We start from the raw sequence: 12,522 nt of genomic DNA on the forward strand, positions 1-12,522 counted from the left end.
TGATAAAGTTTGACGCGACACGCGGTAAAAGGGCATCATTTGATGCCCTTTTTCTACGCTGTGAACTAGAACCTATCTCATCAGCGATTTTGCAGTCATAATCATTGGTGAGATGGGCTCTTAAACCGTATTGACTGAAATACGTCATGGCGTAAAACACCGGGATATCGCTAATGTGGTATCCGATCGGTTTGGTTTGCCTCGCAATGCGAGGCAAAGTTGTTTGTTCTGAATCATCATTGTGACAGGTTGGTTTATGAGTGCGAATACCGAGGCTCAAGGGAGCGGACGCGGCCTGGAAGCGGCAAAGTGGCTGATCGTCGCCGTTCTGTTGGTTGTGGCTATTGTCGGTAACTATTACTACCGTGATTTAAGCCTGCCATTGCGCGCGCTGGCAGTTGTGCTGATCATCGCCGTTGCAGGTGCAGTGGCTCTGATGACCACCAAAGGCAAAGCCACCGTTGCGTTTGCCCGCGAAGCGCGTACCGAAGTACGTAAAGTGATTTGGCCAACTCGTCAGGAAACGCTACACACCACGTTGATCGTTGCCGCGGTAACCGCCGTGATGTCACTGATTCTGTGGGGACTGGATGGTATTCTGGTCCGTCTGGTGTCGTTTATTACTGGCCTGAGGTTCTAAAATGTCTGAAGCTCCAAAAAAACGTTGGTACGTCGTTCAGGCGTTTTCCGGTTTTGAAGGTCGCGTAGCGCAATCGCTGCGTGAACATATCAAACTGCACGATATGGAAGAACTGTTCGGCGAAGTGATGGTGCCTACGGAAGAAGTGGTTGAAATCCGTGGTGGCCAGCGTCGCAAGAGCGAACGTAAATTCTTCCCTGGCTACGTGCTGGTGCAGATGGTGATGAATGACGCCAGCTGGCACTTGGTGCGCAGCGTACCGCGCGTGATGGGTTTCATCGGCGGTACTTCAGACCGTCCTGCACCGATCAGCGATAAAGAAGTTGATGCGATCATGAACCGCCTGCAGCAGGTCGGTGACAAGCCGCGTCCGAAAACGCTGTTCGAACCGGGTGAGCTGGTGCGCGTCAACGACGGCCCGTTTGCCGATTTCAACGGCGTGGTCGAAGAAGTCGATTACGAGAAGAGCCGCCTGAAAGTTTCCGTTTCCATCTTTGGCCGTGCAACGCCGGTGGAACTGGACTTCAGCCAGGTCGAGAAAGGCTGATCGAATAATCAGCAATGAGTGGCCCGTTGCCGCTTGTCAAAGGCGCGAAATTGAACTACAATTTCGCGCCTTTTGTTTTTAGATGCCTTGCCTGATGCATGTTGGGCGAGGTCAAACACGGGGAGCCTCTCACGAGGCGATACTACCCAAACCGAGGAAATTTAAATGGCCAAGAAAGTACAAGCCTACGTTAAGCTGCAAGTTGCAGCTGGTATGGCTAACCCGAGCCCGCCAGTTGGTCCAGCTCTGGGTCAGCAAGGCGTTAACATCATGGAATTCTGTAAGGCATTCAACGCTAAGACTGACAGCGTTGAAAAAGGTCTGCCGATTCCGGTTGTTATTACCGTTTATTCTGATCGCTCCTTCACTTTCGTTACCAAAACCCCGCCAGCAGCAGTTCTGCTGAAAAAAGCGGCTGGTATCAAGTCTGGTTCCGGCAAGCCGAACAAAGACAAAGTAGGTAAAGTGACCCGTGCTCAGGTACGTGAAATCGCAGAAACCAAAGCTGCGGACATGACTGGTTCTGACGTTGAAGCGATGACTCGCTCCATCGAAGGTACCGCTCGTTCCATGGGCCTGGTAGTGGAGGATTAAGAGATGGCTAAGCTGACCAAGCGCATGCGCGTGATCCGTGACAAAGTTGATGCTACTAAACAGTATGACATCACTGAAGCTGTTGCTCTGCTGAAAGAGCTGGCCACCGCTAAATTCGTAGAAAGCGTTGACGTTGCCGTTAACCTCGGCATCGACGCTCGTAAATCTGACCAAAACGTTCGTGGCGCTACCGTTCTGCCACACGGCACCGGTCGTTCCGTTCGCGTTGCCGTATTTGCCCAAGGCGCTAACGCTGAAGCAGCGAAAGCTGCCGGCGCAGAGCTGGTAGGTATGGACGATCTGGCTGACCAGATCAAGAAAGGCGAAATGAACTTCGACGTTGTTATTGCTTCCCCGGATGCAATGCGCGTTGTAGGTCAACTGGGCCAGATCCTGGGTCCACGCGGCCTGATGCCAAACCCGAAAGTGGGTACCGTTACTCCGAACGTTGCTGAAGCAGTGAAAAACGCTAAAGCAGGTCAGGTTCGCTACCGTAACGACAAAAACGGCATCATCCATACCACTATCGGTAAGGTTGATTTCGACGCAGACAAACTGAAAGAAAACCTGGAAGCCCTGCTGGTTGCGCTGAAAAAAGCAAAACCTTCTCAGGCGAAAGGTATGTACATCAAGAAAGTTAGCCTCTCCACCACCATGGGTGCTGGCGTTGCTATCGATCAGAGCGGTCTGTCTGCTGCAGCGAACTAATCGCCCTTGCGATTATCGCTTTGACTTGGGGCCGAGATTTGTCTAGAATCTTATGCCCCAAGGTTTTGCTATTGGCTATGCCGTAGGCAAAACAAAGATTTTTCGGTTGGAGCCTGGCCTATCCAGGCCTCCGTCCAAGACCGCAGGTGTATCGCAAGATACTTAATCCTTCCTGCGTAGACGGTGACAGAGCCTAAGAAAATTTTTCTTTTTTATAAAAGAATGTCTTTGCTGGATTCTGCTCACCGTGTTAAGCCGCTCGGCGTGGCGTGTTACAAAGCGCCGAGTGAAGTGAGTTCCGGGGGATTTTCCCCGGCTAATCCAGGAGCAAAAAGCTAATGGCATTAAATCTTCAAGACAAACAAGCGATTGTTGCTGAAGTCAGCGAAGTAGCCAAAGGCGCGCTGTCTGCGGTTGTTGCGGATTCCCGTGGCGTTACCGTAGATAAAATGACTGAACTGCGTAAAGCAGGTCGTGAAGCTGGCGTTTACATGCGTGTTGTTCGCAACACCCTGATGCGTCGCGTTGTTGAAGGCACTCCATTCGAATGCCTGAAAGACACGTTTGTCGGTCCTACCTTGATTGCATTCTCTCACGAACACCCGGGCGCTGCTGCTCGTCTGTTCAAAGAGTTCGCGAAAGCGAATGCAAAATTCGAGGTTAAAGCTGCGGCCTTTGAAGGTGAGCTGATCCCTGCGGCGCAAATCGACCGCCTGGCAACGCTGCCAACTTACGATGAAGCAATCGCACGCCTGATGGCAACCATGAAAGAAGCCGCTGCCGGCAAACTGGTTCGCACTCTGGCTGCAGTACGCGATCAGAAAGAAGCGGCGTAAGCCACTCTTTCTTAGCCTTTGCTAACGTATTTAAACTATTTCTGAATTTTAGGAACAATTGTTATGTCTATCACTAAAGACCAAATCCTGGAAGCAGTTGCCGCTATGTCCGTAATGGACGTTGTTGAACTGGTTTCCGCTATGGAAGAAAAATTCGGCGTTTCTGCTGCTGCTGCTGTAGCTGTAGCTGCTGGCCCAGCTGAAGCTGCTGAAGAGAAAACTGAATTCGACGTTATCCTGAAAGCTGCAGGCGCTAACAAAGTTGCTGTTATCAAAGCAGTACGTGGCGCTACCGGCCTGGGTCTGAAAGAAGCTAAAGACCTGGTTGAATCTGCTCCAGCCGCTCTGAAAGAAGGCGTGAGCAAAGATGACGCAGAAGCTCTGAAAAAATCTCTGGAAGAAGCTGGCGCAGAAGTTGAAGTTAAATAAGCCAACCTTTCCGGTTGCAGCCTAGTTTTTTAGGCTGATGGCTGGTGACTTTTTAGTCACCAGCCTTTTTGCGCTGTAGGGCGCCAGTAGCGTTTCACACTGTTTGGCTGCTGGTTTCGCCTCCCAATGTTTGTTTCTATTGACGACTTAATATACCGCGGTCTTTGCACTACCAGGAGTTCTGGGGGAAGGCGCGATGAAATGGTTTAAGCGTGATAGCAAGAGATATTGCGGAAAGTGTTCCCGCTTTCCGGTCGACAAAACGGTGTTGCATGAACTGTCCCTAATCGGACGGACAGATTGGGTCACTGATCAGCGAGCTGAGGAACCCTATGGTTTACTCCTATACCGAGAAAAAACGTATTCGTAAGGATTTTGGTAAACGTCCACAAGTGCTGGACATACCATATCTCCTTTCTATCCAGCTTGACTCGTTCCAGAAGTTTATCGAGCAAGATCCAGAAGGGCAGTACGGCCTTGAAGCCGCATTCCGTTCTGTTTTCCCTATCCAGAGCTACAGTGGCAATTCGGAGCTGCAATACGTTAGCTACCGTCTTGGTGAGCCGGTCTTCGACGTCAAAGAGTGCCAGATCCGTGGTGTGACGTTCTCTGCACCGCTGCGCGTAAAACTGCGCCTGGTTATCTATGAGCGCGAAGCGCCTGAAGGTACGGTCAAAGACATCAAGGAACAAGAAGTCTACATGGGCGAAATTCCGCTCATGACCGAAAACGGCACCTTTGTGATCAACGGTACTGAGAGGGTTATCGTATCTCAGTTGCACCGTAGTCCTGGCGTATTCTTCGACAGCGATAAGGGTAAAACCCACTCCTCGGGTAAAGTGCTGTACAACGCACGCATCATCCCTTACCGCGGTTCATGGTTGGACTTCGAGTTCGATCCGAAAGACAACCTGTTCGTGCGTATTGACCGTCGCCGCAAACTGCCTGCGACCATCATTCTGCGCGCGCTGAACTACACCACTGAACAGATCCTCGACCTGTTCTTTGACAAGATCGTCTTCGAAATCCGCGACAACAAGCTGCAGATGGAGCTGGTGCCAGAGCGCCTGCGTGGTGAGACCGCTTCGTTCGACATCGAAGCCAACGGCAAGATCTACGTAGAGAAAGGCCGTCGCATCACCGCTCGTCATATCCGTCAGCTGGAAAAAGACGACATTCAGAGCATTGAAGTACCGGTAGAGTACATCGCGGGCAAAGTGGTCGCGAAAGACTATATCGATACCAATACCGGCGAACTGATCTGCGCAGCCAACATGGAGCTGTCGCTGGATCTGCTGGCCAAGCTGAGCCAGTCCGGCCACAAGCGCATCGAAACGCTGTTCACCAACGATCTGGACCACGGCGCGTACATCTCTGAAACGCTGCGTGTCGATCCGACCAACGATCGTCTGAGCTCGCTGGTAGAAATCTACCGCATGATGCGTCCTGGTGAGCCGCCAACGCGCGAAGCTGCCGAAAGCCTGTTCGAGAACCTGTTCTTCTCCGAAGACCGCTACGATCTGTCCGCGGTTGGCCGTATGAAGTTCAACCGTTCTCTGCTGCGCGACGAGATCGAAGGTTCGGGTATCCTGAGCAAAGACGACATCATCGAAGTGATGAAGAAGCTCATCGATATCCGTAACGGCAAGGGCGAAGTGGACGATATCGACCACTTGGGCAACCGTCGTATCCGCTCCGTCGGCGAAATGGCCGAGAACCAGTTCCGCGTAGGTCTGGTGCGTGTTGAGCGTGCGGTGAAAGAGCGTCTGTCTCTGGGCGATCTGGATACCCTGATGCCTCAGGACATGATCAACGCCAAGCCGATTTCGGCGGCGGTGAAAGAGTTCTTCGGCTCCAGCCAGCTGTCCCAGTTCATGGACCAGAACAACCCGTTGTCCGAGATCACGCACAAGCGTCGTATCTCCGCACTGGGCCCGGGCGGTCTGACCCGTGAGCGCGCCGGCTTTGAAGTTCGAGACGTACACCCGACCCACTACGGCCGCGTGTGCCCAATCGAAACGCCGGAAGGTCCAAACATCGGTCTGATCAACTCCTTGTCCGTGTACGCACAGACTAACGAGTATGGCTTCCTGGAAACCCCGTACCGCCGCGTGCGTGACGGCGTGGTGACCGATGAAATCAACTACCTGTCTGCTATTGAAGAAGGCAACTTCGTTATCGCTCAGGCGAACTCCAACCTGGATGAAGAAGGCCGCTTCGTAGAAGACCTGGTCACCTGCCGCAGCAAAGGCGAATCAAGCCTGTTCAGCCGCGACCAGGTTGACTACATGGACGTATCCACCCAACAGGTTGTTTCCGTTGGTGCTTCACTGATTCCATTCCTGGAACACGATGACGCCAACCGTGCATTGATGGGTGCGAACATGCAACGTCAGGCCGTACCAACCCTGCGCGCTGACAAGCCGCTGGTTGGTACCGGTATGGAACGTGCTGTAGCGGTTGACTCCGGCGTAACCGCCGTTGCCAAACGCGGCGGTGTGATCCAGTACGTGGATGCTTCCCGTATCGTTATCAAAGTTAACGAAGACGAGATGTACCCGGGCGAAGCAGGTATCGATATTTACAACCTGACCAAGTACACCCGTTCTAACCAGAACACCTGCATCAACCAGATGCCGTGTGTGAATCTGGGTGAGCCAATCGAGCGCGGCGACGTGCTGGCGGATGGCCCATCGACAGACCTGGGCGAACTGGCACTGGGCCAGAACATGCGCGTAGCGTTCATGCCTTGGAACGGCTACAACTTCGAAGACTCCATCTTGGTCTCCGAGCGCGTGGTGCAGGAAGATCGCTTCACCACCATCCACATCCAGGAACTGGCGTGCGTGTCTCGCGACACCAAGCTGGGGCCTGAAGAGATCACCGCCGACATCCCTAACGTGGGTGAAGCTGCGCTCTCCAAGCTAGATGAATCCGGTATCGTGTATATCGGTGCTGAAGTGACCGGCGGCGATATCCTGGTCGGTAAGGTAACGCCTAAAGGCGAAACCCAGCTGACGCCGGAAGAGAAACTGCTGCGTGCGATCTTCGGTGAGAAAGCGTCTGACGTTAAAGACTCTTCTCTGCGTGTACCAAACGGCGTTTCCGGTACGGTTATCGACGTGCAGGTCTTCACCCGCGATGGCGTGGAAAAAGACAAGCGTGCGTTGGAAATCGAAGAGATGCAGCTGAAGCAGGCGAAGAAAGACCTGACTGAAGAACTGCAGATCCTGGAAGCCGGCCTGTTTGCGCGTATCCACGCGGTGCTGGTTGCCGGTGGCATCGAAGCCGACAAGCTGAGCAAGCTGCCGCGCGATCGCTGGCTGGAACTGGGCCTGACCGACGAAGAGAAGCAAAACCAGCTGGAGCAGCTGGCTGAGCAGTACGACGAACTGAAATCCGACTTCGAGAAGAAGCTGGAAGCCAAGCGTCGTAAGATCACTCAGGGCGACGATCTGGCGCCGGGCGTGCTGAAAATCGTCAAGGTTTATCTGGCCGTTAAACGTCAGATCCAACCGGGTGACAAGATGGCGGGCCGCCACGGTAACAAGGGTGTTATCTCCAAGATCAACCCGATCGAAGATATGCCTTACGATGAAAACGGCACGCCGGTAGACATCGTACTGAACCCGCTGGGCGTACCATCACGTATGAACATCGGTCAGATCCTGGAAACCCACCTGGGTATGGCTGCGAAAGGCATCGGTGAGAAGATCAACCAGATGCTGAAGCAGCAGCAGGAAGTGGCCAAGCTGCGTGAGTTCATCCAGAAGGCCTACGATCTGGGCGACGACGTATGCCAGAAAGTTGACCTGAACACCTTCAGCGACGACGAAGTGCTGCGTCTGGCAGAGAACCTGAAAAAAGGTATGCCGATCGCGACGCCGGTGTTTGACGGTGCGAAAGAGACTGAAATCAAGAAGCTGCTGGAAATGGGCGGTATCCCGACCTCCGGTCAGATCACGCTGTTCGATGGCCGTACCGGTGAGCAATTCGAGCGCCAGGTTACTGTCGGCTATATGTACATGCTGAAACTGAACCACTTGGTTGACGATAAAATGCACGCCCGTTCAACCGGTTCTTACAGCTTGGTTACTCAGCAACCTCTGGGTGGTAAAGCGCAATTCGGTGGTCAACGCTTCGGTGAGATGGAAGTGTGGGCACTGGAAGCATACGGCGCGGCTTATACCCTGCAGGAAATGCTCACCGTTAAGTCGGATGACGTTAACGGCCGTACCAAGATGTACAAAAACATCGTGGATGGCGATCACCGGATGGAGCCAGGCATGCCGGAATCCTTCAACGTACTGTTGAAAGAAATCCGCTCGCTCGGCATCAACATCGAACTGGAAGACGAGTAATCGTCATGCCGGCTCAGGCTCTCCGCCTAAGGGAGCCTGAGGGTGGTTGTTCAGGTCACACGGGTACCTACTGCGGTTGTGGGTACCCAACAGGTTTAACTCCGACAGGAGCCAATCCGTGAAAGACTTATTGAAGTTTCTGAAAGCGCAAACTAAGACCGAAGAGTTTGATGCGATCAAGATTGCTCTGGCCTCGCCAGACATGATCCGTTCGTGGTCGTTCGGTGAAGTTAAGAAGCCGGAAACCATTAACTACCGTACGTTCAAACCTGAGCGTGACGGCCTTTTCTGCGCCCGTATCTTCGGGCCGGTAAAAGATTACGAGTGCCTGTGCGGTAAGTACAAGCGCTTGAAACACCGCGGCGTGATCTGTGAGAAGTGCGGCGTTGAAGTGACCCAGACCAAAGTGCGTCGTGAGCGCATGGGCCACATCGAGCTGGCTTCGCCGACTGCGCACATCTGGTTCCTGAAATCGCTGCCATCCCGCATCGGTTTGCTGCTGGATATGCCGCTGCGTGACATCGAACGCGTGCTGTACTTCGAATCCTATGTGGTGGTCGAAGGCGGTATGACCAACCTCGAGCGTCGTCAGATCCTGACCGAAGAGCAGTATCTGGACGCGCTGGAAGAGTTCGGTGACGAATTCGACGCCAAGATGGGTGCGGAAGCTATTCAGGCCCTGTTGAAAAACATGGATCTGGAAGCCGAGTGCGAGCAGCTGCGTGAAGAGCTGAACGAAACCAACTCCGAAACCAAGCGTAAGAAGCTGACCAAGCGTATCAAGCTGCTGGAAGCGTTCGTACAGTCCGGTAACAAGCCGGAGTGGATGATCCTGACCGTGCTGCCGGTACTGCCGCCGGATCTGCGTCCGCTGGTTCCGCTGGATGGCGGTCGTTTCGCGACTTCGGATCTGAACGATCTGTATCGCCGCGTGATCAACCGTAACAACCGTCTGAAACGCCTGCTGGATCTGGCTGCGCCGGACATCATCGTGCGCAACGAAAAGCGTATGCTGCAAGAAGCGGTAGACGCCCTGCTGGATAACGGCCGTCGCGGTCGTGCGATCACCGGTTCGAACAAACGTCCTCTGAAATCTTTGGCCGACATGATCAAAGGTAAGCAGGGTCGTTTCCGTCAGAACCTGTTGGGTAAACGCGTTGACTACTCCGGCCGTTCCGTAATCACCGTAGGTCCATACCTGCGTCTGCATCAGTGCGGTCTGCCTAAGAAGATGGCGCTGGAGCTGTTCAAACCGTTCATCTACGGCAAATTGGAGCTGCGTGGCCTGGCCACCACCATCAAAGCCGCCAAGAAAATGGTTGAGCGTGAAGAAGCCGTTGTTTGGGATATCCTGGACGAAGTGATCCGCGAACACCCGGTACTGCTGAACCGTGCACCAACCCTGCACCGTTTGGGTATCCAGGCGTTTGAACCGGTTCTGATCGAAGGTAAAGCGATCCAGCTGCACCCGCTGGTTTGTGCGGCCTATAACGCCGACTTCGATGGTGACCAGATGGCCGTTCACGTACCGCTGACGCTGGAAGCCCAGCTGGAAGCGCGTGCGCTGATGATGTCCACCAACAACATCCTGTCTCCAGCGAACGGCGAGCCAATCATCGTTCCTTCTCAGGACGTTGTACTGGGTCTGTACTACATGACCCGCGACTGTGTTAACGCCAAAGGCGAAGGCATGGTGCTGAACGGTTCCAAAGAAGCTGAGCGTGTTTACCGCGCCGGCCTGGCGTCTCTGCATGCGCGCGTTAAAGTGCGTATCACCGAAGACGTCAAAAACGCCGAAGGCGAATGGACCACTCAGACCAGCATCATCGACACCACCATCGGCCGCGCCATCCTGTGGATGATCGTACCGAAAGGTCTGCCGTACTCGATCGTTAACCAGCCTCTGGGCAAGAAAGCGATCTCCAAGATGCTGAACACCTGTTACCGCATCCTGGGCCTGAAGCCGACCGTTATCTTTGCTGACCAGATCATGTACACCGGTTTTGCTTACGCAGCCCGTTCCGGCGCTTCCGTAGGTATCGACGACATGGTTATCCCGGCCAAGAAAGCGGAGATCATCGAAGAAGCGGAAACCGAAGTTGCCGAGATCCAGGAGCAGTTCCAGTCTGGTCTGGTTACCGCCGGCGAACGCTATAACAAAGTGATCGATATCTGGGCTGCAGCGAACGAACGCGTTGCGAAAGCGATGATGGAAAACCTGTCGGTAGAAGACGTGGTTAACCGTGACGGCGAAGTGGAACAGCAAGTTTCCTTCAACAGCATCTTTATGATGGCCGACTCCGGTGCACGTGGTTCCGCCGCTCAGATTCGTCAGCTGGCCGGTATGCGTGGTCTGATGGCGAAGCCGGACGGCTCCATCATCGAAACGCCAATCACCGCGAACTTCCGTGAAGGTCTGAACGTACTCCAGTACTTCATCTCCACTCACGGTGCGCGTAAAGGTCTGGCGGATACCGCACTGAAAACCGCGAACTCCGGTTATCTGACCCGTCGTCTGGTTGACGTGGCGCAGGATCTGGTTGTGACCGAAGACGACTGTGGCACCCACGACGGCATCCTGATGACTCCGGTTATCGAAGGTGGCGACGTGAAAGAGCCGCTGCGTGAACGCGTTCTGGGCCGTGTGACGGCAGAAGACGTCCTCAAGCCGGGTACGGCGGACATTCTGGTGCCTCGCAACACCCTGCTGAACGAGAAGGCGTGTGACCTGTTGGAAGAGAACTCTGTCGACAGCGTTAAAGTCCGTTCCGTGGTGAGCTGTGAAACCGACTTTGGTGTGTGTGCAAACTGCTACGGTCGCGACCTGGCACGTGGCCACATCATCAACAAAGGTGAAGCCATCGGCGTTATCGCGGCACAGTCCATCGGTGAGCCGGGTACACAGCTGACGATGCGTACGTTCCACATCGGTGGTGCGGCATCTCGTGCGGCTGCTGAATCCAGCATCCAGGTGAAAAACAAGGGTAGCCTCAAGCTGAGCAACGCGAAGTTCGTTATGAACGCCGCGGGCAAGCTGGTGATCACCTCGCGTAACACCGAACTGAAACTGATCGACGAATTCGGCCGTACCAAAGAAAGCTACAAGGTGCCTTACGGTGCCGTGATGGGCAAAGGTGATGGTGAAGAAGTTAACGGCGGCGAAACCGTTGCTAACTGGGATCCGCACACCATGCCGGTCATCAGTGAAGTCAGCGGCTTCATTCGCTTCGCGGACATGGTCGACGGCCAGACCATTACTCGCCAGACCGACGAACTGACCGGTTTGTCTTCTCTGGTAGTTCTGGACAGCGCAGAGCGTACCGGTAGCGGTAAAGACCTGCGTCCGGCACTGAAAATCGTTGACGCTCAGGGCGAAGACGTATTGATCCCAGGTACTGATATGCCTGCTCAATACTTCCTGCCGGGCAAAGCGATCGTTCAGCTGGAAGACGGCATTCAGATCGGTGCGGGTGATACCCTGGCGCGTATTCCTCAGGAATCCGGCGGTACCAAGGATATTACCGGTGGTCTGCCGCGCGTTGCCGACCTGTTCGAAGCACGTCGTCCGAAAGAGCCGGCAATCCTGGCTGAAATCAGCGGGATTATCTCGTTCGGTAAAGAGACCAAAGGCAAACGTCGCCTGGTGATCTCGCCGCTGGACGGCAGCGACGCTTACGAAGAGATGATTCCGAAATGGCGTCAGCTCAACGTGTTCGAAGGCGAAGTGGTGGAACGTGGCGACGTCGTATCCGACGGCCCAGAGTCTCCGCACGACATTCTGCGTCTGCGTGGCGTGCATGCGGTTACCCGCTACATCACCAACGAAGTGCAGGAAGTTTACCGTCTGCAAGGCGTTAAGATTAACGATAAGCACATCGAAGTTATCGTTCGTCAGATGCTGCGTAAAGGCACCATCGTTAGCGCTGGTGGCTCAGAGTTCCTGGAAGGCGAGCAGGCTGAAGTGTCTCGCGTCAAGATTGCCAACCGTCAGCTGGAAGCTGAAGGTAAGATCGCGGCAACCTTCTCGCGCGATCTGCTGGGTATCACCAAGGCTTCCTTGGCGACCGAGTCCTTCATCTCCGCTGCATCGTTCCAGGAAACGACGCGCGTTCTGACCGAAGCTGCCGTAGCCGGCAAGCGTGATGAACTGCGTGGCCTGAAAGAGAACGTCATCGTGGGCCGTCTGATCCCAGCCGGTACCGGTTACGCTTATCATCAGGATCGCATGCGTCGCCGTGCTCAGGGTGAAGCGCCGGTTGTTCCGCAAGTCAGCGCGGAAGAAGCGACGGCTAACCTGGCCGAGCTGCTCAACGCAGGCCTGGGCGGCAGCGACGACGAGTAATCGTCATCCGCGCCGCGGGCCCGGCTTGCCGGGCCCATCGCCAGATAAACCGCTCCTTCGGGGGC

The 12,522-nt window shown here is 54.5% G+C and carries 8 protein-coding genes; all 8 read left to right on the forward strand.

The annotated features are described in order from the left end of the window. Nucleotides 1-256: 256 nt before the first annotated feature. The 8 genes from secE (at nucleotide 257) to rpoC (ending at nucleotide 12,457) form a co-directional block, all read left to right on the forward strand. Nucleotides 257-640: a preprotein translocase subunit SecE gene (gene secE, locus BHU62_RS22850; RefSeq protein WP_004929916.1), complete on the forward strand. Its 384-nt coding sequence runs from the start codon at nucleotides 257-259 to the stop codon at nucleotides 638-640. A 1-nt stretch (nucleotide 641) separates the two neighbouring features. Next, on the forward strand, nucleotides 642-1,187 hold the full coding sequence (gene nusG / locus BHU62_RS22855; RefSeq protein ID WP_004929914.1) for a transcription termination/antitermination protein NusG: 546 nt from the start codon (nucleotides 642-644) through the stop codon (nucleotides 1,185-1,187). A 165-nt stretch (nucleotides 1,188-1,352) separates the two neighbouring features. Next, nucleotides 1,353-1,781, forward strand: a complete 429-nt coding sequence (rplK, locus tag BHU62_RS22860; RefSeq protein WP_015376316.1) for a 50S ribosomal protein L11 — start codon at nucleotides 1,353-1,355, stop codon at nucleotides 1,779-1,781. A 3-nt stretch (nucleotides 1,782-1,784) separates the two neighbouring features. Continuing rightward, nucleotides 1,785-2,489 carry a 50S ribosomal protein L1 gene (rplA, locus tag BHU62_RS22865; protein WP_019456443.1) on the forward strand — a complete coding sequence of 235 codons (705 nt, stop codon included), beginning with the start codon at nucleotides 1,785-1,787 and terminating at the stop codon, nucleotides 2,487-2,489. Between the two features lie 338 nt (nucleotides 2,490-2,827). Further along, on the forward strand, nucleotides 2,828-3,325 hold the full coding sequence (gene rplJ, locus BHU62_RS22870) for a 50S ribosomal protein L10 (RefSeq protein WP_047729348.1): 498 nt from the start codon (nucleotides 2,828-2,830) through the stop codon (nucleotides 3,323-3,325). 63 nt (nucleotides 3,326-3,388) lie between these two features. After that, complete coding sequence (rplL, locus tag BHU62_RS22875) at nucleotides 3,389-3,754, forward strand: 50S ribosomal protein L7/L12 (protein ID WP_004929903.1); 366 nt, start codon at nucleotides 3,389-3,391, stop codon at nucleotides 3,752-3,754. 332 nt (nucleotides 3,755-4,086) lie between these two features. After that, on the forward strand, nucleotides 4,087-8,115 hold the full coding sequence (gene rpoB, locus BHU62_RS22880; protein WP_004929900.1) for a DNA-directed RNA polymerase subunit beta: 4,029 nt from the start codon (nucleotides 4,087-4,089) through the stop codon (nucleotides 8,113-8,115). A gap of 118 nt (nucleotides 8,116-8,233) precedes the next feature. Then, entirely contained in the window at nucleotides 8,234-12,457 is a 4,224-nt protein-coding gene (gene rpoC, locus BHU62_RS22885; protein ID WP_073534704.1) for a DNA-directed RNA polymerase subunit beta', read from the forward strand. The last annotated feature ends 65 nt before the right edge of the window (nucleotides 12,458-12,522 follow it).

Origin of the sequence: Serratia marcescens (genome assembly GCF_001902635.1) — a bacterium.
Taxonomy (GTDB): Bacteria; Pseudomonadota; Gammaproteobacteria; order Enterobacterales; family Enterobacteriaceae; genus Serratia; species Serratia marcescens_F.

What these genes read in the sequence shown, in the direction of transcription:
- secE (WP_004929916.1), top strand. Translation starts at nt 257, where the DNA reads ATGAGTGCGAATACCGAGGCTCAAGGGAGCGGACGCGGCCTGGAAGCG.
- nusG (WP_004929914.1), top strand. Translation starts at nt 642, where the DNA reads ATGTCTGAAGCTCCAAAAAAACGTTGGTACGTCGTTCAGGCGTTTTCC.
- rplK (WP_015376316.1), top strand. Translation starts at nt 1,353, where the DNA reads ATGGCCAAGAAAGTACAAGCCTACGTTAAGCTGCAAGTTGCAGCTGGT.
- rplA (WP_019456443.1), top strand. Translation starts at nt 1,785, where the DNA reads ATGGCTAAGCTGACCAAGCGCATGCGCGTGATCCGTGACAAAGTTGAT.
- rplJ (WP_047729348.1), top strand. Translation starts at nt 2,828, where the DNA reads ATGGCATTAAATCTTCAAGACAAACAAGCGATTGTTGCTGAAGTCAGC.
- rplL (WP_004929903.1), top strand. Translation starts at nt 3,389, where the DNA reads ATGTCTATCACTAAAGACCAAATCCTGGAAGCAGTTGCCGCTATGTCC.
- rpoB (WP_004929900.1), top strand. Translation starts at nt 4,087, where the DNA reads ATGGTTTACTCCTATACCGAGAAAAAACGTATTCGTAAGGATTTTGGT.